Origin of the sequence: Microbacterium kunmingense (assembly GCF_023155745.1) — a bacterium.
Lineage (GTDB): Bacteria > Actinomycetota > Actinomycetes > Actinomycetales > Microbacteriaceae > Microbacterium > Microbacterium kunmingense.
In genome coordinates this window covers 141,372-162,262 of sequence record NZ_JAKNUS010000007.1, presented here as the reverse complement: position 1 = coordinate 162,262, position 20,891 = coordinate 141,372, and the positions used below count along the sequence as shown (strand labels likewise).

General features: G+C 71.9%; 17 protein-coding genes. 6 read left to right on the top strand and 11 right to left on the bottom strand.

Going from position 1 to position 20,891, the window contains the following annotated elements; all coding sequences use genetic code 11:
* Positions 1-46: 46 nt before the first annotated feature.
* Entirely contained in the window at positions 47-1,600 is a 1,554-nt protein-coding gene (locus tag MA875_RS11925; protein WP_248242500.1) for a chaplin family protein, read from the top strand.
* Between the two features lie 317 nt (positions 1,601-1,917).
* Here the strand turns inward: MA875_RS11925 and rplI are convergent, their stop codons facing one another.
* From rplI to mmuM, 5 genes are all read right to left on the bottom strand, one after another.
* On the bottom strand, positions 1,918-2,370 hold the full coding sequence (gene rplI, locus MA875_RS11920) for a 50S ribosomal protein L9 (protein ID WP_248242499.1): 453 nt from the start codon (positions 2,368-2,370) through the stop codon (positions 1,918-1,920).
* A 9-nt stretch (positions 2,371-2,379) separates the two neighbouring features.
* On the bottom strand, positions 2,380-2,634 hold the full coding sequence (gene rpsR, locus MA875_RS11915) for a 30S ribosomal protein S18 (protein WP_124291977.1): 255 nt from the start codon (positions 2,632-2,634) through the stop codon (positions 2,380-2,382).
* Positions 2,635-2,662: 28 nt separating this feature from the next.
* Complete coding sequence (locus MA875_RS11910) at positions 2,663-3,172, bottom strand: single-stranded DNA-binding protein (RefSeq protein WP_248242498.1); 510 nt, start codon at positions 3,170-3,172, stop codon at positions 2,663-2,665.
* 5 nt (positions 3,173-3,177) lie between these two features.
* Positions 3,178-3,582: a 30S ribosomal protein S6 gene (rpsF, locus tag MA875_RS11905; RefSeq protein ID WP_308221525.1), complete on the bottom strand. Its 405-nt coding sequence runs from the start codon at positions 3,580-3,582 to the stop codon at positions 3,178-3,180.
* A gap of 149 nt (positions 3,583-3,731) precedes the next feature.
* Positions 3,732-4,634 (bottom strand): homocysteine S-methyltransferase, encoded by a 903-nt coding sequence (mmuM, locus tag MA875_RS11900; protein ID WP_248242497.1) that lies wholly within the window; start codon positions 4,632-4,634, stop codon positions 3,732-3,734.
* Positions 4,635-5,254: 620 nt separating this feature from the next.
* Between mmuM and MA875_RS11895 the strand changes: the two genes are divergently transcribed.
* The 3 genes from MA875_RS11895 to MA875_RS11885 all read left to right on the top strand — a co-directional run bounded on the left by MA875_RS11895 (position 5,255) and on the right by MA875_RS11885 (position 8,632).
* Positions 5,255-6,271, top strand: a complete 1,017-nt coding sequence (locus MA875_RS11895) for a hypothetical protein (RefSeq protein ID WP_248242496.1) — start codon at positions 5,255-5,257, stop codon at positions 6,269-6,271.
* On the top strand, positions 6,268-7,491 hold the full coding sequence (locus MA875_RS11890) for a hypothetical protein (RefSeq protein WP_248242495.1): 1,224 nt from the start codon (positions 6,268-6,270) through the stop codon (positions 7,489-7,491). The genes MA875_RS11895 and MA875_RS11890 overlap by 4 nt, the downstream gene beginning before the upstream one ends.
* A 103-nt stretch (positions 7,492-7,594) precedes the next feature.
* Positions 7,595-8,632, top strand: coding sequence for an NAD(P)-dependent alcohol dehydrogenase (locus MA875_RS11885; RefSeq protein WP_248242494.1), 1,038 nt, complete (start codon positions 7,595-7,597; stop codon positions 8,630-8,632).
* 29 nt (positions 8,633-8,661) lie between these two features.
* On the opposite strand, the gene MA875_RS17820 is transcribed toward MA875_RS11885, so the two are convergent.
* The 6 genes from MA875_RS17820 to MA875_RS11855 form a co-directional block, all read right to left on the bottom strand.
* Complete coding sequence (locus MA875_RS17820) at positions 8,662-9,837, bottom strand: mechanosensitive ion channel family protein (protein WP_248242493.1); 1,176 nt, start codon at positions 9,835-9,837, stop codon at positions 8,662-8,664.
* A gap of 218 nt (positions 9,838-10,055) precedes the next feature.
* Entirely contained in the window at positions 10,056-10,454 is a 399-nt protein-coding gene (locus MA875_RS11875) for a DUF779 domain-containing protein (protein ID WP_248242492.1), read from the bottom strand.
* Positions 10,455-10,556: 102 nt separating this feature from the next.
* Positions 10,557-12,107, bottom strand: coding sequence for an acetaldehyde dehydrogenase ExaC (gene exaC, locus MA875_RS11870; RefSeq protein ID WP_248242491.1), 1,551 nt, complete (start codon positions 12,105-12,107; stop codon positions 10,557-10,559).
* 84 nt (positions 12,108-12,191) lie between these two features.
* The gene (locus tag MA875_RS11865) at positions 12,192-13,529 is read right to left on the bottom strand and encodes a GAF domain-containing protein (protein WP_248242490.1); all 1,338 of its coding nucleotides are present in this window, start codon (positions 13,527-13,529) and stop codon (positions 12,192-12,194) included.
* A gap of 215 nt (positions 13,530-13,744) precedes the next feature.
* Complete coding sequence (locus MA875_RS11860; RefSeq protein ID WP_248242489.1) at positions 13,745-15,175, bottom strand: CCA tRNA nucleotidyltransferase; 1,431 nt, start codon at positions 15,173-15,175, stop codon at positions 13,745-13,747.
* Positions 15,176-15,197: 22 nt separating this feature from the next.
* Complete coding sequence (locus tag MA875_RS11855) at positions 15,198-16,775, bottom strand: DUF7059 domain-containing protein (protein ID WP_248242488.1); 1,578 nt, start codon at positions 16,773-16,775, stop codon at positions 15,198-15,200.
* Between the two features lie 185 nt (positions 16,776-16,960).
* Between MA875_RS11855 and MA875_RS11850 the strand changes: the two genes are divergently transcribed.
* Positions 16,961-19,249, top strand: a complete 2,289-nt coding sequence (locus MA875_RS11850) for a DUF6049 family protein (RefSeq protein WP_248242487.1) — start codon at positions 16,961-16,963, stop codon at positions 19,247-19,249.
* On the top strand, positions 19,246-20,865 hold the full coding sequence (gene murJ, locus MA875_RS11845; protein ID WP_248242486.1) for a murein biosynthesis integral membrane protein MurJ: 1,620 nt from the start codon (positions 19,246-19,248) through the stop codon (positions 20,863-20,865). Before MA875_RS11850 ends, murJ begins: the two co-directional genes overlap by 4 nt.
* Positions 20,866-20,891 lie beyond the last annotated feature (26 nt).

Genomic DNA, 20,891 nt, shown 5'->3' with positions numbered 1-20,891 from the left:
TCATCCGCGTTCGCGCGACATCCATCAGTTCAAGGGAGAACCTTTCATGCACACGTTCGTCAAACGTGCCCTTTGGGGCACGGTGATCGCCGGCGGTCTCACGCTGTTCGGCGCAACGGTCGCCACCGCGGCCGAAACCACGGGGGAGGACGGCCTCCTCTCCGGCACCCAAGCCGTCGTCGAACTCAACGCACCGGTGTCGGTCGTCGGCAACGCCGTCTCGGTGATCGGCGACAGCGAGTCGTCAGCGGAGACGTCGACCGCGCCCACAAGCGGCGGCTCGTCGGCAGCCACCACCGACGGCTCCGACGGGATCGGATCGGGCTCGCAGGCCGTCCTCGACGTCGACGCGCCGGTCACCGTCTCCGGGAACGCCATCTCGGTGATCGGCGACAGTTCGTCGGAGTCGTCGACGACCATGTCGGCGCCCGTCTCGGCGCCGGTCACGGCCGAGACCTCCGGCGAGGACAGCATCCTCGGTGGCACCCAAGGGATCGTGTCGGTCGATGCGCCGGTGACGGTCGCCGGCAACGCCGTTTCGGTCATCGGCGACAGCCACAGCAACTCCGACACCGCCGTCACCACCGGCGGGAACGGCAGCGGCACCGGCGGGGGGATCACCGGGGTGACCTCCGGCGAGGACAGCATCCTCGGCGGAACCCAGGTCATCGCCCCCATCACCACACCCGTCACTGTCGCCGGAAACGCCATCTCCGGCATCGGCGACAGCCACAGCAACTCCGACACCGCCGTCACCACCGGCGGGAACGGCAGCGGCACCGGCGGCGGGATCACCGGTGTGACCTCCGGCGAGGACAGCATCCTCGGCGGAACCCAGGTCATCGCCCCCATCACCGCACCCGTCACCGTCGTCGGAAACGCCGTCTCCGGCATCGGCGACAGCGACAGCTCGTCGTCGACCGTCGTGAACACGGGCGGGAACGGCGGGATCACCGGGGTGACCTCCGGCGAGGACAGCATCCTCGGCGGATCCCAGATCCTGGCGCCGATCACGCTACCCGTCACCATCGGCGGCAATGCCATCTCGGTCAGCGGAGACAGCGAGACCGGCTCGACCACGGTCGTGCCGGGGACGCCCGGCACCCCGGGGACTCCTGGACAGCCCGAAACCCCGGGGACGCCCGGACAGCCCGGAACACCGGGAACGCCCGGACAGCCCGGAACACCGGGAACACCCGGCACGCCTGGCTTGCCTGGAACCCCGGGTCAGCCGGGGACCCCGGGCACGCCCGGTACGCCGGGCACCCCCGGACAGCCCGGAACTCCTGGAACGCCCGGCACGCCCGGAACCCCGGGAACGCCCGGCACGCCCGGCACGCCCGGAACGCCCGGCACGCCCGGGACCCCCGGACAGCCCGGCACGCCCGGAACCCCCGGACAGCCCGGCACGTCGGGCGTCGCCGGCACATACGCTGGGCCGTCACTCGCCGCGCAGCGCGTGATGGGTGGCACCGCCAGCGCATCCGTGCCCCTTGCCGCCACTGGCGGGACGATGACCGGCCCAGCGGCGCTGCTGCTCGCGCTCGGACTCATCGCCGCAGGCGCTGTCCTGCGGACGGTGCGCAACCGTACGGCGTGACACACCCGGTCGCGGTGCGTGCGCGGGGACACGCACCGTGGCCGTCACGCCGCTACGACGGATGCCGCGGGGGCACCGGCCCCTGGGGATGGGCCGCTCCGCGGCATCCGCTATCGCCACGTTCGGTGACACTCGTCGCCCCGCTGCCTCACCCGATGCCGAGACCGCATTCGGTTGCCGAAACCTACCGCGACACATGGTGTCTCGACGGCGAAGTGCGGTCTCGCGGAGCGGGCCCGAAACGACGGATGCCGCGGAGCCGCCCCCTGAGAAGAGGGCCGCTCCGCGGCATCCGGAATCCGCTGTGCGGGTCGCGTCTACTTCGCGGCGACGACCTGCAGCGTGATCACGGCGGTGAGGTCGTCACGGAGGCGAACGGTCGCCTCGTGCTCGCCCACGGCCTTGATCGGCGAGGTGATGTGGATGGTGCGCTTGTCCAGCTCGCCGAGACCGGCGGCCTTGACCGCGTCGGCGACGTCACCGGTCTTGACCGAGCCGAACAGACGCCCTTCGGCGCCGGCCTTGACGGTCAGCTTGACGGTGTTGGACTCCAGGCGGTCCTTCAGCGCCACGGCCTCTTCGTGGTCGTGGAAGGCGCGGGCCTCGCGGGCGGCGCGGATCGACGCCACCTGCTTCTCGCCACCGCGGGTCCACTGCACGGCGAAGCCCTGCGGGATGAGGTAGTTACGGGCGTACCCGTCCTTGACATCGACGACGTCACCGGCCGAGCCGAGGCCGGCGACCTCGTTCGTGAGAATCAGCTTCGACATGGATGCTCCTTAGCGGCCAGCGCCGGAGTAGGGCAGGAGCGCCATCTCGCGGGCGTTCTTGATCGCGCGGGCGATCAGACGCTGCTCCTGCACCGAGACACCGGTGATACGACGGGCGCGGATCTTGCCGCGCTCCGAGATGAACTTGCGAAGCGTGGCGACGTCCTTGTAGTCAATGACGCCGACGCGGATCGCCTTCGCGGGAGCGGCGTTCTTCGCGCCCTTCCGCGGCTTGCGGCGGTCGCCGCTCGACTTTCCAGCCATGGTTTTTCCTTACGTTTCTTGAGATCTGTTAGAACGGCGTGTCGTCGCCGTAGGCGGCGGACCCGGGCGTGCTCCAGGCATCGGCGCCGCCGGTGTTCGACGAGCCGGGGGTCGCCCACGGCTCATCCGCCACCTGCGCCTGCTGACGGCTTCCGCCGCCACCACCGCCGCCGCTCGATGCGCGCGTGACCTGGGCCGTCGCATAACGCAGCGACGGGCCGATCTCGTCGACCTCGAGCTCGATGGAGGTGCGGTTGTTGCCCTCGCGGTCCTGGTAGTTGCGCTGCTTCAGGCGACCGGTCGCGATGACGCGGGAACCCTTGGTCAGCGACCCGGCGACATGCTCGGCGAACTCCCGCCACACGCTCGCGCGGAGGAACAGCGCGTCGCCGTCCTTCCACTCGTTCGCCTGACGGTCGAAGGTACGCGGCGTCGATGCGATCGTGAAGTTCGCGACGGGCAGGCCGTTCTGCGTGTACCGCAGCTCGGGGTCTGCCGTGAGGTTGCCCACGACGGTGATGATCGTTTCGCCGGCCATCGTCGTTACGCCTTCGCTTCAGCCGACTCGCGGCGCGAGGCCCGGGCGGGAGCGGCGGCCTTGCGGGCAGCCTTCTCGTCGGCGCGCTTCTTCTCGGCGGCGACCATGGCCTGTGCCTCTTCGGCGCGCAGGACCTTGGTGCGCATGATGCTCTCGTTGAGCTTCAGCTGACGGTCGAGCTCCTGAGCGGCCTCGCTGGTCGAGGTGAAGTTCACGACGGCGTAGATGCCCTCGGTCTTCTTCTGGATCTCGTAGGCGAGACGGCGGCGACCCCAGATGTCGACGTTGTCGATCGAGCCATCAGCGTTGGTGATGACCTTCAGGAACTTGTCGAGGTTCGGGGCGACCTGGCGCTCATCGATCTCAGGGTTCAGGATGACCATGAGCTCGTACTGGTGGATGTGCGTCACTTACCCACCTCCTTCGGACTAGAACGGCTGCCAGGCATTTCCCGGCAGCAGGAGGGTGTGTGCACGTCGTCACGGGCTCACGGGCGTGGGGCCCAGCCGGACAACCCTCCCATGCTACCGGATGGCCCGTCCGGGCGCGATTCCGCGGGTCAGGCGAGCGCGCGGGCGATCGCGCGGATGTCATCCGGCCCGACGCGGCAGCACCCGCCGATGCCTCGCGCGCCGGCGGCGCGCCATGCGGCGGCGTCGTCGGCCAATGACCGGCCGGCGCCCGTCCATCGCCGCTCCTCGGCCCGCCATGCCTCACCGCTGTTGGGGTACACCAGCAGCGGGGCATCGACACTCGACCTCAGCACGCCGAGGGCGTCGGCGACCCGGCGCGGATCGCAGCAGTTGAGTCCGATGCCCACGAGGAGGGGGAGGGATGCCGCGATCGCGGCCGCTTCGGCGAGCGACTCACCGGTGCGCAGCCTGCCGTCGTCGGCGATCGTGACACTCAGCCAGACGGGCACGTCGAGGATGTCGAGCTCGGCGCAGATTGCCTCCACCTCGGCCAGAGAGGGGATCGTCTCGACGGCCAGCACGTCGGCCCCGGCGGCGGCGAGGGCGGCGAGGCGCGGGCGGTGCCATTCCCGGAGCGCCGCCACCGACATCCCGTATTCACCGGTGTACTCGCTACCGTCGGCACGCGCGGCGCCGAACGGCCCGACCGACGCGGCCACCCACGCCTCCCCGGACCGCAGCCCGGCGTCGTCCCGGGCGTCGCGTGCGATCTCGACGCTGCGGTGAAGGAGCCGGTCGACCTCGGCCCGCTCCACCCCGACGGCGGCGAGGCCGTCATAGCTCACCTGGTACGACCCCGAGATCGCCACGCGCGCGCCCGCGGCGAAGTACTCCGCGTGCGCCCAGCGCACCGCGGCCGGGTCGTCGTGCAGCAGCCGCGCGGTCCACAGGTGCGAGGTCAGGTCGTGCCCGTGGGCCTCCAGCAGCGTGCCGAGGCCGCCGTCGAGCACGACGGTTCCCTGCGTCAGGGCCTCGGCGAGTGTCGGCACGGCGACAGTGTAGATCGCCGCGGTGTGCCATCCGCGGTGTTTCCGGGGGCGGGGTCACCTCCCTGCTGGCACGTCGCCCTCGTCCCCGCCCCGGCCTGGCCCGGCCCCGCGACCTGCCCTCCGGTCTGGCCTCCCGGTCGGGCCCCCCGGTCTGGCCCCCCGGTCGGGCCCCGCGGTCGGGCCCCGGGTTCTGGCCCCCCGGTCTGGCCCCCCGGACCCGCCCCCCTCCGCGTTCATCCGTCACACATGTACGCCGCGGGTCTCTGAGAGCGTACGTTTGCGACGAACGAGCCGCCGTGACCGGCGCGTGGCGTCGAGGCCGGGCGAGGTGAGGCGGGAAGGGGTGCTGCGCGCCAGGGCCACGGTCTGGCCCCCTGAACGCGTTCACCGCCTTCATCCGTCACACATGTACGCCTCGGGCCTTCCCGTGCGTACGTCTGCGACGAACGAGCCGCGGTGACTGCCGCGCCGGGCGGCGCCGCGGTGCGGCAGGGGTGCGGCGCGCTGGCGGTGCCAGCCGCGGTGACTGCCGCGCCGGGCAGGGCAGGACGCGGCGCCGCAGGGCCGCGGCGCGCGGGGCGCGAGGGGTGACCGGCGGCGCACCCGACTAGCGTGAACACATGGACTGGACGGGGGATGTCGCCGCCGGCGACTGGCTGCGACAGCGCATCGACGGAGACGGCCCGACGTGGGGCACGACCATGCACGCCTGGGTTCCCCGCGGGTTCGAGGCCTACGCCCGCATCTTCCACCCGGCCGACCGCGACCGCCCCGTTGGGCGGCCCTGGCCGCCGCTTCCCTACGCCAGGCACCACCGCGCGTGGGACGCCTTCCAGGCCGAGTCCCCGCAGATCGACGTCGAACGGGTCGGCTGGGCCGAGGTCGCCGAGGCCTTCGGGACGACGATGCACCCCGGGGCGCAGTGGCACCGCATCGTCGGCCCGCAGGAGGTGGAGGGCGAGGACGGACCGAGGGATGCCGCGGGCTGGCGGTACGCCGATCCGCCGACCGGTCAGCTGCCGAGCGATCTCGTCGCGGCGGTGACGCAGACCCTCCTGGCGCACACCACGAGTCCGGCCGATGGATTCGTCGCGCTGTGGGAGGGCTGGGGCGGACTCGTCGGGCACCTCGGCTACGGGCCGTCCCGCGTGCTCCTCGGCGCGCCCGGGGACGCCGCCGACCCCACCACCGACCGGCACGCGAGCTTCCTCGCCACCTCGGTGCGCGACCGGTTCAACGACGTGTTCCGCAAGCCCTCGTGGCAGCCCGGCATTCTCGACGACGAGGCGTCGCGAGGCGCCCGGCTGAGCCTTCCGAAGCGCGATCACGTGCTCTTCCGAGGCGACCTCACCGAACTCGCCGATCCCGAATGGCCGTGGCAGGCGCCCTGGCGCGACGCCGCGCAGGAAGGACCCGATGGCGCAGCATCCGCTCTGTCTCCGAGCGCCGTCTCGCCGAGCCTCGTGTGGCCCGCCGACCACGCCTGGGTGATGGCGACCGACGTCGACGCCGACTCGACCGTGGTCGCGGGTTCGGCTGCGGCGATCCGGGCCGTCTGCGCCGACCCGCGCCTCGAGGTGCGGGAGATCGACGAGGGCGCCGACCTGTCGTGGAGCGGGGACGGAGTGAATCGATGACGTCACCCGACGAGGGCAGGACGCGGACGGTGTACCCGTTCGATGCCGGCCCGCTCGTGCAGCCGGTCGACCGCCGGGCGGTGCGGGAATACGCACGTCGGTTGCGCGCCGAGGGCCGGGTGACGAGCATGTTCGGGTCGCCGCAGGCGATCATCGGGTTCGTGATCGCCGGGGTGATCCTGCTCTTCGTCGGGACGTCGGTGCTGGGGGTGTTCGCCTCCCTCGTGTTCTCGCTCGCCCAGAGCAACGGGCTCGCGGCCGGACTCGCCGCGCTTCTTCCGACGGTGCTCGTCATCGGTGTGATCGCGCTGGCGGTGGTGCTCATCGTCCGGGCCGCGCAGGGCTCAGCGGAACGGTGGTATCGCCTCGACTGGTTCGCCCGGGCGAACGGGATGAGCTACCTGCCGCAGTTCGGGTCGCCGGGCCTGCCGGGCATGATCTTCACCCAGGGGCGCTCGCGGCAGTCGTCCGACCTCGTCCGCGGCGATCGGCCGCGGTTCGTCGAGTTCGCCAACTACCGCTACGTCACCGGGTCGGGCAAGAACCAGACGACCCACAAGTGGGGCTACGTGGCCGTCAAGCTCGACGTGCCCCTTCCCCACATCGTGCTCGACGCCACCGGCAACAACGGACTGTTCGGCTCGAACCTGCCCCTCGCCTTCGACAAAGACCAGCGCCTCGGTCTCGAGGGCGACTTCGACCGCTACTTCTCCCTCTACTGCCCCGCGGGATACGAGCGCGACGCGCTGTACCTCTTCACGCCCGACATCATGGCGCGGTTCATCGACAACGCCGCCGCCCTCGACGTCGAGATCGTCGACGACTGGCTCTTCCTCTACGCCAAACGCGACTTCTCCACCCTCGACCCCGCCACCTGGGCCTGGCTGTTCTCCGTCGTGGGCGCCCTGCTCGACAAGCTCGCCCAGTGGGCCCGGTGGCGCGACGAACGGCTCGCGGACGGCGCCGCCCATGCCGCGCACGCCGCCGCCGCGGCATCCGCTCCTCCGGCTTCCGGACCCGCCGGACCCGCCGGCGCCTCCGGCCCCGCCGGCGTTCCGTTCGGGGTGCCGACGACGGCCCTGCGCCCCCCGCCCGGGGTCGCCGCGCCGGGTCGGCGCCTCAAGCGCGGTGTGCCGTGGGCGGCGATCATCGTGTTCGGCGTGCTCGGTCTGTTCTGGCTGATCAGTCAGACGGGGTTCCTCAGCCTCTTCTTCCGCTGACGCCCACGCACGCCGAGGCGCGGCCAGTGGGAGGAGGGGTGGCGGCGCACGCCGCGGCGGCGGAGACTGGAGCCACACCGTCCACCACGAGCAGGGAGGCGCCATGAAGGCCGTGCAGTATCGCGAGATCGGGAAGGGTCCCGAGGTCGTCGAGATCGACGTACCGGAGCCGGGGCCCGGCCAGATCAGACTGAAGGTGACCGCCGCGGGGCTGTGCCACTCCGACTGGTTCCTCATGGACCTTCCGGAGGAGCAGTACATCTACGGCCTCCCCCTCACCCTCGGCCACGAGGGCGCCGGCATCGCCGACAAGCTGGGCGAAGGCGTCGAGGGCGTGGAGCTCGGCGGCTCGTACGCGGTGTACGGACCGTGGGGCTGCGGTCTCTGCCACGCCTGCGCGCAGGGCGCCGAGAACTACTGCCCGAACGCCGCCGACCTCGGCATCGTGCCGCCCGGACTCGGCGCGCCCGGCGCCATGGCCGAGTACATGATCGTCGACGACCCGCGGCATCTCGTGCCGCTCGGCGACCTCGATCCGGTGGAGTTCGTGTCGTTGACGGATGCCGGCCTGACGCCGTATCACGCGATCCGCGCCGCACAGCACAAGCTGTACCCGGGTTCCACCGCCGTCGTCATCGGTGCGGGCGGCCTCGGGCACGTCGGCATCCAGATCCTTCGCTCCATCTCCACGGCGCGCGTGATCGCGGTCGACCTCAATGACGACAAGCTCGCCCTGGCCTCCGAGGTCGGCGCCCACGAGACCCTCGTGTCGGGACCAGACACCGCCGAGCAGATCCGCGCCCTCACCGGCGGGCGCGGGGCCGAGGCCGTCTTCGACTTCGTCGGTGCGCAGCCGACGCTCGACATGTCTGGCGACATCGTGGCGATCGACGGGTACATCCACATCGTGGGCATCGGCGGCGGCGTGCTGCCGACGGGGTTCTTCGCCACACCGTTCGGTGCCGCCGTGCGCGCGCCCTACTGGGGAACCCGGTCAGAGCTGCAGGAGGTGTTCGACCTCGCCCGGGCCGGCGCGGTGTCGGTGCACGTCGAGCGCTACGGGATCGACGACGCGGTCGCTGCCTACCGCAAGCTCCACGACGGAACGGTGCGCGGGCGCGCGGTGGTCGTGCCGAGCTGAGCGCGCCGCGGGGCGGTGCGTAAGCTGCGCTAGCCGTACGACCGCGCGGGGAGCGCCGCGCCGGGACCGGTCAGGTCGCGGGCGTTCATCGCGTCGGCCGAGTCGCCCTCGCCGCCGGTCGGCCCGTCCATGCGCACCCGCTGCAGGGGAAGGGCATCCGGATGCTCGCGGCGCACCCAGCTCGCGAGGTGCTCGCGCACCAGGCAGCGCAGCGACCACAGCTTGTCGGCGTCGGCTGCGCTGACCATGACGCGCACCTGCAGCATCCCGCCGCTGGCGTCGGTCACGACCACGCCGCTTCCCACCCCGTCCCAGAGATCGGTGGTCGACAGCAGGCGGTCGACCTCAGCGCGCAGGGCGTCGACGTCGACCCGCCAATCGAGATCGAAGAACACCGTGCCCATGAGAGCCCGGCCGAGCTTGGTCCAGTTCTCGAACGGCGTGGTGGTGAAGTAGGTGCAGGGCAGCACCAGCGTGCGCTGATCCCAGACCTCGAGCACGACATAGCTGAGCGTGATCTCGCGGATCTTGCCGTACTCGCCCTGCACGACCACGATGTCGCCGACCCGGATCGCCTCGCTGAAGGCGAGCTGCACGCCGGCGAACAGGTTTCCGAGGATGGATTGCGCGGCAAGGCCCGCGACGATCGACGCGACACCGGCCGAGGCGAGCACGCTCGCGCCCACCGCCCGCACCGACTCGAAGGTCATGAGGATCGCACCGACCGCGAAGATCACGATGACCGCCACGACCAGGCGCCGGATGATCTGCAGCTGCGTCCTCATCTTGCGCGACGAGAAGCTGTCCACGCCGTGGCGCTGATACCGCTTCGTCCCGCTGTCGACGAAGAAGAGGAACACCCGGGTGAGAAGCCAGGCCGCCGACGCGATGAGCGCGATCCCCAGCGCGTGGTGCACTCCGTCTCGCAGACTCTGCCCGACCGGGAGCGCGATCGACGCGATGAGGAGCGCGATGACGAGCAGGGTGGTACGGAACGGCCACCGCGTGCGGGCGTGCAGCTCAGCCGCCCACCGACCACGGCGACCGATCAGGGAAAGGGCGATCGAGACGACGACCATGACCGCGAGCGCGACGCCGACGGCGATCGCCAGCGCGAGGCCGAAGCCCGTCCAGGTGCGCCAACCGTCCTCCAGCGCCTGCGTAACGTTGTCGCCGATGTTCCCGTCGTCCGTGGTGAGGAACACACCACTCCCTTCCGTCGCCCGACGTCCACGGTAGGCATCGGTGGGGAGGCGGACGCAAATCCTCACGGGATCTCAGACGCGACGCCCAGGTGCGCCGGATGCCGCGGCTGCGGCGTCGCCCCGCGAGAGTGCGTCTGCGCGCCGAGGATGCGGGGTTCACCCGTATTCTCGGCGCCCCGTTGCACTCTCGCGGGACGGTGCGCCGGGTGGCGCGGCGATCAGGCCGACGGGGCGAGGCCGAACGTCCTCAGCTCAGGCTCGTCGAGCATGCGGGAGCGGATGATGAACCGATTGCCCGTCGGGCCCTCCACGCTGAACCCGGCGCCACGCCCGGGGACGACGTCGATCGTGAGGTGCGTGTACTTCCAGTACTCGAACTGCGCCTCGGAGATGTAGACCTCGACGGGGTCGGCGAGCCCCACCTCGAGCGCGCCGAGGTGTACGTCGCTCGGGCCGATGAGGAACATGCCCACGGGGTAGCACATGGGCGCGCTGCCGTCGCAGCATCCGCCCGACTGATGGAACATCAGCGGCCCGTGCTGGGCGGTCAGTGTGCGGAGCAGGGCCGCCGCAGCGTCGGTCACGGCGACGCGGCTGTACGGCTTCGGTTCACTCATGAGTCCTCCTCTCGTGTGGACTCGCTGCGCCCGCTCAACGACCGGGCGGGGGATCCGGTCGTTGGGCGGGCCGCGCAGCGGCGCGACGAAACGCCGCCGGTCTCAGAAGAAGCCCATCGCGCCTTCGGCGTACGACACCAGGAGGTTCTTCGTCTGCTGGTAGTGGTCGAGCATCTTCAGGTGGTTCTCGCGCCCGATGCCCGACTGCTTGTAGCCACCGAAGGCCGCGTGGGCCGGGTACTGGTGGTACGTGTTCGTCCACACCCGACCGGCCTCGATCGCCCGACCCGCACGGTAGGCGGTGTCGCCCGACCGGCTCCACACCCCGGCGCCGAGGCCGTACAGGGTGTCGTTGGCGATCGAGATGGCGTCGTCGAAGTCGTCGAACGAGGTCACCGAGACGACGGGCCCGAAGATCTCCTCCTGGAAGATGCGCATGTCGTTCGTACCCTCGAACACCGTCGGGGCGACGTAGTACCCCTCCGACAGGTCGCCGCCGAGGTCGACGCGCTCACCGCCGGTGAGGAGCTTCGCGCCACCCTGCTTGCCGATGTCGATGTACGACAGGATCTTCTCCAGCTGATCGTTCGAGGCCTGCGCGCCGATCATCGTCGCCGGGTCGAGGGGGTTCCCCTGCACGATCTTCGACACCCGGTCGAGCCCGTCGCCGAGGAACCGGTCGTAGATCGACCGCTGGATGAGCGCCCGCGACGGACACGTGCACACCTCGCCCTGGTTCAGCGCGAAGAAGGTGAAGCCCTCGAGCGCTTTGTCGTAGTACGCGTCGTCGGTGGAACGCGCGACGTCCTCGAAGAAGACGTTCGCGCTCTTGCCGCCGAGCTCGAGCGTCACGGGGATCAGGTTCTGCGACGCGTACTGCATGATGAGGCGCCCGGTCGTGGTCTCGCCGGTGAAGGCGACCTTGCGGATGCGCTTGTGCTGCGCCAGCGGCGCGCCCGCCTCGATGCCGAAGCCGTTGACGATGTTCACCACACCGGCCGGGAGCAGGTCGCCGATGATCTCGAGGAGGAACAGCAGGGATGCCGGCGTCTGCTCGGCCGGCTTCAGAACGACGCAGTTGCCCGCAGCCAGCGCCGGCGCGAGCTTCCACGTCGCCATCAGGATCGGGAAGTTCCACGGGATGATCTGGCCCACCACTCCCAGCGGCTCGTGGAAGTGGTACGCGACGGTGTCCTCGTCGAGCTGGCTGAGCGATCCCTCCTGGGCCCGCAGCACCCCGGCGAAGTAGCGGAAGTGGTCGACGGCGAGCGGGATGTCGGCGGCGAGCGTTTCGCGGACGGGCTTGCCGTTCTCCCAGGTCTCGGCGACGGCGATCTTCTCGAGGTTCTCCTCGATGCGGTCGGCGATCTTGTTGAGGATCACCGCGCGCTCGGCCGGCGTGGTGCGCTTCCACGACTCGAAGGCGCGCCACGCGACATCCACCGCCCGGTCGATGTCTTCGGAGGTGCCGCGCCCCACCTCGCAGAAGGGCTTGCCGTTGACCGGGGAGATGTTCTCGAAGTACTGGCCCTTGATCGGCTCGACGAACTCGCCGCCGATGTAGTGGCCGTAGCGGGGACGATAGTCGGCCAGGGCTCCGCGCTGGCCGGGAGCGGCGTAGATGCTCGACACGCCTTCTTCGACGATGGTCATGGATGTCTCCTTCGACAGGTTCGCGACAGGTCGTCGTCGCGTGCCCCGACGCTAGGTGAGCGGAGGTTGCATCCGGTTGCGGGGTCAGTCCTCGAGCTGCGCGACGCGCGCGACGAGAGCCGCCCGCTTGGGAGAGCGCGGCGGCAGCATCGACAGGCAGAGGCGCAGCACCTCGACGTCGTCGGCGCCCGCGGCGGTGTCGGCGTAGGCGAGGAGGACCTCGACCGACGCCTCGGCGAGCAGCGCCTCGCGCAGCGTGGACGCGACGGTCGCGCGGAACTCCTCCACCCCTGGTGCCACCGAATCGGGCAGCACGTCCCCGCGGTAGGCCGAAAGGGCGACCCGGTGCGCGCCGCGGTCGAGCAGGGAGAGGAGCTGGTGGGCGTCGGTCTCCACCGCCGTCGTCAGGCGGTAGGGGCGGGACGCGGGGACGAGGTCGGGCGCCGTCCGCTCCAGCACCTTGCGCAGGCGCACCATCTCGGCCCGGAGGGTCACGACCGCCTCGGGGTCACCGTAGACGAGCTCGCTCAGCCGCTCAGCCGACAGGCCCTCGCGATGGACGGCCAGGAGGAGCAGCAGCTCGGCGTGCCGGCTGCTGACCTCGACGACCGTTTCGGTGTCGCCGGCGCCGACCTCGAGCAGCGCCCGGTCGCGTCCGAGCACGCGGAGCGTCGCGCGGGCGGGGTGCGGGCGCGCGGGGCGCGAGCGCGGGCGCGCTGACGAGGACGGATGCGACGGGGCCGCCCTCTCGCGCAGCCGTGCGATGAGCAACTCGCCCTCGATGGCCCGCGCCGCGGCATCCACCAGCAGCTGCGCCTGCGGAGTCGCCGCGTCGGGGCCACCGGTGACGTCGATCACCCCGAGGAGGCGGCGCGTCTCGGGATCGTGCACGGGCGCCGCGGTGCACGACCAGGGCTGCACGAGGCGGTTGAAGTGCTCGGCGCCGTGGATCTGCACCGAGCGGTCGAGGGTGAGGGCGGTGCCGGGCGCCGAGGTGCCGACCGCGTCTTCCGACCAGTTCGCGCCCGCGACGAAGCCCATGTCGCCGGTCAGGGTGCGGATGCGATGGTCGCCGTCGACCCAGATGAGCCGGCCCGCGGCGTCGCCGACGGCGACGATGACGCCCGATTCGTCCGGACCGCCCGGGAGCAGCAGGCCCCGCACCATGTCGATGACCGACCCGAGCGGGTGGCTTCGCCGGTACTGCTCGAGCGCGTCGGCGTCGAGGTCGAGGGGCGGGAGGTCCTCGGCTCCGACGAGTCCCTGCAGTGATCGGCGCCATGAGTCGCGCACCAGAGGTCGCACGTCGTCGAGCCGGCGGTCGGCGGCGTTGCCGGCGAGCAGCTCCTCGTGCGCGCGCTCGATGAGAAGCCGCGTGGTCTCGGGCGAGACCTCGCGGCGCGACGACCACGACGATGCCACGCCGACTCCGTTCCTCAGCGAGCGGTTGCCGCCAGTGTACGTCCGCGCGCTTCCCGCGCTCTCGGCGAGAGTGCATCTGCGCGCCGAGGATGCGGGTGAACCACGGATTCTCGGCGCCCCGTTGCACTCTCGCGGGGTCGGGTGAGAGCGAGGCGGAGGGGGCAGGGTGCGGGCGGGGCGCGGGGCGGAGTGCGGGCGCAGCCCGCGACGACGGGTCAGGCCGAGCGCGCCGCCCACCACGCGCGGAGGCGCCGCTCGGCCTCCTCCTCGCCGAGCACCCCCTCGTCCAGACGCAGGTCGAGCAGGAACCGGTAGGCCTCGCCGACCTCGCGGCCGGGGCGGATGCCCAGCACCTCCTGGATGCGGTTGCCGTCGAGCTCGGGGCGCACCGCGTCGATCTCCTCCTGCTCTCGCAGGGCCGCGATGCGGTTCTCGATGTCGTCGTAGGCCGAGGCCAGCCGCGCCGCCTTGCGGCGATTGCGCGTCGTCACGTCGGCGCGGGTGAGGATGTGCAGTCGCTCGAGCTCCGCTCCGGCGTCGCGCACGTACCGACGCACGGCGGAGTCGGTCCACGCGCCTTCGGCGTAGCCGAAGAACCGCAGGTGCAGCTCGATCAGCCGGGTCACCGTGCCGATCGTGTCGCTGTCGAACCGCAGCGCCTGGAGGCGCTTGCGCGCCATGCGCGCACCCTTGACGTCGTGGTGGTGGAACGTCACGCCGCCGCCGGGCTCGAGCCGCCTCGTCGCGGGCTTGCCGATGTCGTGCAGCAGTGCGGCGAGCCGGAGCGGCACGTCGGCCGCGGCATCCGGATTCCGCTCTCGCTCCAACTCGATCGTCTGTCGCAGCACGGTCAGCGAGTGCTCGTAGACGTCCTTGTGGTGGTGATGCTCGTCGATCTCGAGGCGCAGCGCCGGCACCTCGGGGAGGAAGAGGTCGATCAGTCCGGTCTCGACGAGAAGACGGATGCCGCGGGCCGGCTCATCGGTCTGCAGCAGCTTCACCAGCTCACCCTGGATCCGTTCGGGGCTGACGATCGACAGGGTGTCGCGCAGCTCGGTCATCGCCGCCACCGTGTCGGCGTCGACGTCGAACTCCAGCTGCGAAGCGAAACGCGCGGCCCGCAGCATCCGGAGCGGATCATCACCGAAGCTCACCCGGGGATCCCCGGGCGTGCGAAGGCGCCGCGCCACGAGGTCTTCGACGCCGCCGGTCGGGTCGACGAGCGTGCACGCCGGCACCCGCAGCGCCATCGCGTTCACGGTGAAGTCGCGGCGGGCCAGGTCGCCGTCCAGGGTGTCGCCGAACTCGACGGTGGGCTTGCGGGTGACACCGTCGTAGCTGTCGGCGCGGTAGGTCGTGATCTCGACGCTCTCGCCCTGCACCTTCGCGCCGATGGTGCCGAAGGCGCGACCGATGTCCCACTGCGTGGAGCTGATGGGCGTGACGATCCGCAGGATCTCGTCGGGCGACGCATCGGTGGTGAAATCCAGGTCGTTCGTCGGCCGCCCCAGGAACGCATCGCGCACCGGTCCCCCGACGATCGACAGTTCCCGGCCGGCGGCGTCGAACGCGGCGGCGAGGGTCGACACGACCGGCGATGCGGCGAGCGCGCTCAGGCGCGCGAGGCCTTCGGCCATGTTGAGCATGGCTTCCACGATATCCGGCGGCTCAGTCGGCGAATCGGAGGAAGCCGGTCACCAGCAGCTCCCGCACCCGCGGCAGCAGGTCGGCGCGGAGCTCACCGGCGTCGACCTCGAGCAGCTCGGCGATCGCCTCGATGAGGGGCCCGACGGCCAGGTCGCCGTCGCTGGCACCGACGAGGGCGGCGAGGGCGGGGTCGACGGACACGACCCGCCCGAACCCGCCGCCCTGGTGCAGTTCGATGACCGTCGGCGCTTCCTCGCCGGGGCGGTGATGGCGGGCCTCGGTCACGTCGGGCGCGACCCGGAGGACGGATGCCGCGAGCGCCGCGTCACCGGCCTGTCCCTCCCCGAGCGACACCAGCCGGGCGTGCGCGGCGAGCGAAGCGGCAAGGTCGGCGCCGGAGGCCTCGGCGGCGCCGCGCACCCGCTCGTACCGCTCGAGGGTGACCCGCCAGGACGGCGGGCGGTGCAGCAGGATGTACCCGAACCCCACCCCGGTGACGCCGCGGCGGGCGAAGTCATCCAGCCACGCCTCGATGAGCCGGGCGTACTCGGCCGTTCCCGGCGCGGTGCCGCCGTCACGGATCCACAGCTCGGCGTAGGCCAGCGGATCCAGACGCTCACGCTCGATCACCCAGGCGTCGAGGGCCACCGGGGCGTCGGCCACCCAGCCGCGCACCCGGTCGAGGCCGTCTTCCCCCTCGCGATACTCCCAGTTGCCGAGCAGCTGCGCGAGGCCGCCGGGCGCGAGGTGCACCCCGAGTCCGGTCACCACTTCCGCGACGAGCGCGTCGCCGACGAGGCCGCCGTCGCGGTACTCGTACGCCGGCACGCCCTCGACGCGCGGGGTGATGACGAACGGCGGGTTCGAGACGATCCGCTCGAACTGCTCGCCCGGCTCGAGCGGGTCGAAGAGGCTTCCGAGGCGTGTCTCGATGCCGTCGACACCGTTCAGCAGCGCGTTCAGGCGGGTGAAGCGGAGGGCGCGCTCGGAGATGTCGGTCGCCACGACCCGCCCCACGCCGCGCCCGAGCCGGAGCGCCTGGATTCCGCACCCCGTGCCGAGGTCGAGACCGCGCTCCACCCCGCCCCCCGGCAGCTGCAGTCGCGCGAGCGTCTGCGACGCGCCGCCGACGCCCAGGACGTGTCCCTCGGCGAGCGGGCCGCCGAGGGCCGCCTCATCGAGGTCGCTCGCGATCCACCATTCGCCCTCGCCGTGCTCGTCGACGAAGGATTGGGGGCGGATGATCGCCAGCGGCCGCACCCCGGCATCCGGGCCCTCGATGACATCCACAAGGCCGAGGGCGACCAGTCCCTCGATGCCGGTGTGCGGTACGGATGCCGCGACGCGCCCGGCCGGCTCGGTGACGCCGAGCACGAAGAGGCGTCCGAGCACCGCGAGCGGATCGGTGCGGTCGCCGAGGGCGGCCACCGCGGGGCCGCGCAGCCCCCGGGCGATGGCGGTGTCGGCGGTCGGGCCCCACACCGCTCGGAGGTTTTCGGACGTGAAACCGGCGGCGCGGAGATCGTCGGCGAGCGCGCGGCAGCGGACGGCGTCGGGCTCGGGAAGCGGCGAGACGGTCGGACGGGGGGCGGGAGGCATCTGCCCATTCAAGCCGATCGACCGAGACGCCCTCCGCTGCTGCGCGCGAGCGGTCAGGGTCCGCGTGCGCAGCGCGGATCGGCGGCCGCGCGGGCGGGCATCGGGAACCTCGAAGGCCCGGACCGTAGAATCGCACCCGGCCGCGGGTCTTCGGTCGCACACCGCGACTCCCGGGCCGACTATCTATGACGCTGAGCCCCTCCGAGTCGCGGGCGAGATCCCGACGCGGCACGCGCGCCCGCTGGAGCGCGACGGTCGCGGCGTTCGCGACCCTGCTGACCCTCGTCGCAGCCCCGCTGGGCGCGTCCGCAGCGTCCGCGGCGGAGCCGGTGCCGGCGACCCTGTCGGGACGCGCGACCGCCGCGACGCCGGACCCCACGCCGAGCCCCTCCGCGACGCCGACCCTGTCGGGCGAGGTGTCGCTGCTCCTCGCCCCCATCGGCGGGGGTGTCGTGGCCGGCGGCGAGGCCCTCACCGTCTCGGCGGCCGTGGACAACGGCACCGAACTGCCCACCGCCGGCGCGGAGGCCATCGTCTCGGTCGGCCTCGAGGCGCTCCGCGACCGCGGGGCGCTGGACGGCTGGCTCTCGGGAGGCGACGGCGCCACCGTCCAGCAGGCCGGCGCAGCGCCCGTCGAACCCGTCGCGACCGGCGCGCGCCAGACGGTCGCCGTCACGGTCGCGGCCGACAACCCCGTGCTCGCCGGCAAGGCGCCCGGCGTCTACCCCCTCACGGCGCGCGTCACCGGGTCCGAGGGTGAGATCGAGGCGCGCAGCGTGATCGTCGTGCCCGATCCGGCGGCAACCGCCGCCGTGGCCGCGGTGGTGCCGATCACCGCCCCTGCGCTGTCAGCGGGGCTTCTCACGGCCGACGAGCTGGCCACCCTGACCGCCCCCGGCGGCGACCTCGACGCGCAGCTCACCGGCGTCGAGGGCACCGCGGCGATCCTCGCGGTCGATCCGGCGATCCCCGCGAGCATCCGCGTCCTCGGCGACAGCGCCCCCGAGCAGGCTGTGGAGTGGCTCGACCGTCTGCTCTCCCTGCCGAACTCGCGCTTCGCCACCCAGTTCGGCGACGCCGACGTGGCCACACAGCTGCGCGCCGGGCTGACCGTGCCGCTGCAGCCGACCTCACTGCTGTCGTACATGGACGTCGACGATTTCGCCGGCAACGGCGAGGAGGACGACCCCGAGCCCACGGCGGGTCCGAGCGGCACCGCCGCGCCCACCCCGAGTGCGACCACGCCGGGCACGGGCACCCCCACCCCGTCGACCAGTCCGTCGGTTCCGGTCGACCCGTCCGCGCCCGTCCTCCCCGACCTCGCGGAGCTGCTGTCCATCGGCAACGCGCGCGACGCGGTCTACTGGCCCGCGGGCGTCGCCGTCGCCCCCGACACCGTCGCGGGGCTCGCACCGCTCGGCACGGAGAGCTCGCCGGCGCTCACCCTCGTGCCGTCCGACCGCACCGCAGCCGGCTCGGGTGGGTCGCCCGTCCCGGCGCGCGGCGACGCCGGCGGTGCCGGCGTCCTGGTGTACGACAGCCGCCTCTCCGACGCTCTGCAGACCGCCTCCCTCCTCGACGACGCCGTCCTGCGCGGGGCGGAGCTCGCCACAGCCAGCGCCGAGCTCGCGTTCGCCAAGGCCGACGTGCCCGACGCCCCGCTCCTCGTCGCCTTCGACCGGTCGTCCACGCGCTCCTACGTCGCGCTCGACACCGCGATCGCCGCCGCGCTCGAAGCACCGGGCGTGACCGCTCTGTCTCTTCCGGGCCTCATCGCTGCGCCGCCGACGCCCGTCGAGATCGCGGCGCTCACCGCTGAGGAAGGCGTCCTCGAGGCGGAGCGCGCGGCCGCGACATCCGCCCTCATCGACGACGAAGCCCGGATCGGCCGGTTCTCCAGCATCCTCGATGATCCACAGCTGCTCACCGGACCCGAACGCGCCGAGCTGCTGCAGCTGCTCGGGGTGTCGTGGCTCGCGACTCCGGCGGCCGGCACCCTCGCGCTCACCGAGCACCGCGCGGCGACCGAGGAGACGCTTTCGGCGGTCGAGATGCTCCCCCCGAGCACCACACAGCTCATCAGCGCCGACTCGGCCCTGCGGCCCTGGGTGCGCAACGACCTCCCCTGGTCGGTGAATCTCGAGCTTCGCGCCGCCCCCGACGACGTCCGCCTCGATGTGCAGGAGGTGACGGCCTTCACCGTCCCGGCCGGATCGAACGCGCGCGTCGAGGTTCCGGTGCAGGCGCGACTGGGCAACGGCGAGGTGCGCGTCGACCTGCAGCTGCGGAGCCCGACGCTCGAGCCGATCGGTCAGACCCAGTCGGTCGAGGTGGTCGTCAGCGCCGAGTGGGAGTCGATCGGGCTCATCGTGCTCGCCACCCTCGTCGGCGTCTTCCTCGTGATCGGTGTCATCCGCACGGTGCGGCGCCTGCGCCGACGGAAGTCCCCGGCTGCCGCGGGTGAGGCCCCGTGAGCGGGATCGGGAGGGCGAGCGTCCTCATCGGCGCGGGCACGATCGTCTCGCGGGTGACGGGGCTCCTGCGCACGATCGTCCTGGTCGCCGCGATCGGCTCGGTCGGCAGCCGCGCGGCTGACGCGTTCACGATCGCCAACCAGCTGCCGAACAACATCTACGCGATCATCTCCACCGGCATCCTCACCGCGGTGATCGTGCCGCAGATCGTGCGGGCGAGCGCCGACACCGACGGCGGGCAACGGTTCATCTCCAAGCTCTTCACGCTGGGTACCGTGGTGCTGCTCGTCACCACGGCCATCGCGCTGCTGGTCGCCCCGTGGCTGATCGCCCTCTACGCCGACGGATTCACCGCCGATCAGCTCGCCCTCGCCACCGCCTTCGCCTACTGGTGTCTGCCGCAGATCTTCTTCTACGGCCTCTACGCCCTCGTCGGCGAGACCCTCAACGCCCGGCGCGTCTTCGGCCCGTTCACCTGGGCGCCGATCGTGAACAACGTCATCTCGATCGTCGGCTTCGGGATCTTCATCGCCGTGTTCGGGTCCAATCTGGAACTGATCGATGAGTGGGATGCCACGCGCGTGGCCGTCCTCGGCGGGACCGCGACCCTCGGCATCGTCGTACAGGCCGTGCTCCTCCTGGCGTTCTGGCGACGCACCGGTATCCGGGTGCGGCCCGACTTCGTCTGGCGCGGCGTCGGTCTCGGTCAGGTCGGGCGCCTCGCCGGCTGGACGTTCCTCATGGTGCTCGCGGGGCAGCTCGCCGGCCTCGTGCAGACGCGCGTGGTCTCCGAGGCGTCGGGTGACGGCGCGTCGCTTACGGTGATGGCCAACGCCTGGCTGATCTTCATGCTCCCCTACTCGATCATCGTGATCTCGATCGGGACGCCGTACTTCACCCAACTCAGTGAGCACGCGGCCGCAGGCCGCGAGGCCGAGGTCCGCGCCGACGTCGGGCGCAGCATCCGCACCCTCGGCTTCTTCATCGTCGTCGCGACCGCCGCCGTTGCCGTCGCGGCCGTGCCCGCCTCGCGCATCTTCACCAATTCGGCGGGCGACGCTGTCGAGGCGGCGTGGGTGCTGCTCGCCTACCTCGTCGGGCTCATCCCCCTGGCGGTGCTCTTCACCGTGCAGCGCACCTTCTACGCCTACAACGACACCCGGACGCCCTTCTTCTTCACGCTGTTCCAGTGCGGTGTCGTCGTCGCCACCGCGTGGGCCGCGCGCGGTGCGTACGAGGCCGGTGTCCTCCCCATCGAGAGCCTCGCGGCGGCCGTCGCCCTCGGGCAGTCGTTCGCCAGCCTCGTGCAGGTCATCATCGCCACGCGGCTGCTGCGCCGACGGATCGGCGACATCGACGCCCGGGGGTGGATGCTGTCGCTCGCCCGGTTCGCTCTCGCCGCCGTTCCCGCCGCCGCCGTCGGCTGGGGCGTGTTCCTGCTCCTCGGCGGGGTGGACGGGTGGACGGTGGCGGACCGCTTCCTCGGCGCCCTCGGGAGTGTTGTGATCGGTGTCATCGTGCTCGGCGTGTACATCGGGATGCTGGCGCTCCTGCGGGCGCCCGAGCTGACGCCTGCGCTGAGCATGGTCAAGCGGTTCCTGCCCGGCAAGCGGTGACGGGGGCTGCCCCCGCTACCCCTCGT

Excerpts from the sequence above, each read along its gene's own strand:
- rpsR (WP_124291977.1), bottom strand. The coding sequence starts at position 2,634 with ATGGCTGGAAAGTCGAGCGGCGACCGCCGCAAGCCGCGGAAGGGCGCG.
- MA875_RS11910 (WP_248242498.1), bottom strand. The coding sequence starts at position 3,172 with ATGGCCGGCGAAACGATCATCACCGTCGTGGGCAACCTCACGGCAGAC.
- MA875_RS11855 (WP_248242488.1), bottom strand. The coding sequence starts at position 16,775 with ATGCCTCCCGCCCCCCGTCCGACCGTCTCGCCGCTTCCCGAGCCCGAC.
- MA875_RS11860 (WP_248242489.1), bottom strand. The coding sequence starts at position 15,175 with ATGCTCAACATGGCCGAAGGCCTCGCGCGCCTGAGCGCGCTCGCCGCA.
- MA875_RS11890 (WP_248242495.1), top strand. The coding sequence starts at position 6,268 with ATGACGTCACCCGACGAGGGCAGGACGCGGACGGTGTACCCGTTCGAT.
- MA875_RS11895 (WP_248242496.1), top strand. The coding sequence starts at position 5,255 with ATGGACTGGACGGGGGATGTCGCCGCCGGCGACTGGCTGCGACAGCGC.
- MA875_RS11885 (WP_248242494.1), top strand. The coding sequence starts at position 7,595 with ATGAAGGCCGTGCAGTATCGCGAGATCGGGAAGGGTCCCGAGGTCGTC.
- rplI (WP_248242499.1), bottom strand. The coding sequence starts at position 2,370 with ATGTCGAAGCTGATTCTCACGAACGAGGTCGCCGGCCTCGGCTCGGCC.
- MA875_RS11925 (WP_248242500.1), top strand. The coding sequence starts at position 47 with ATGCACACGTTCGTCAAACGTGCCCTTTGGGGCACGGTGATCGCCGGC.
- MA875_RS11850 (WP_248242487.1), top strand. The coding sequence starts at position 16,961 with ATGACGCTGAGCCCCTCCGAGTCGCGGGCGAGATCCCGACGCGGCACG.
- exaC (WP_248242491.1), bottom strand. The coding sequence starts at position 12,107 with ATGACCATCGTCGAAGAAGGCGTGTCGAGCATCTACGCCGCTCCCGGC.
- MA875_RS11875 (WP_248242492.1), bottom strand. The coding sequence starts at position 10,454 with ATGAGTGAACCGAAGCCGTACAGCCGCGTCGCCGTGACCGACGCTGCG.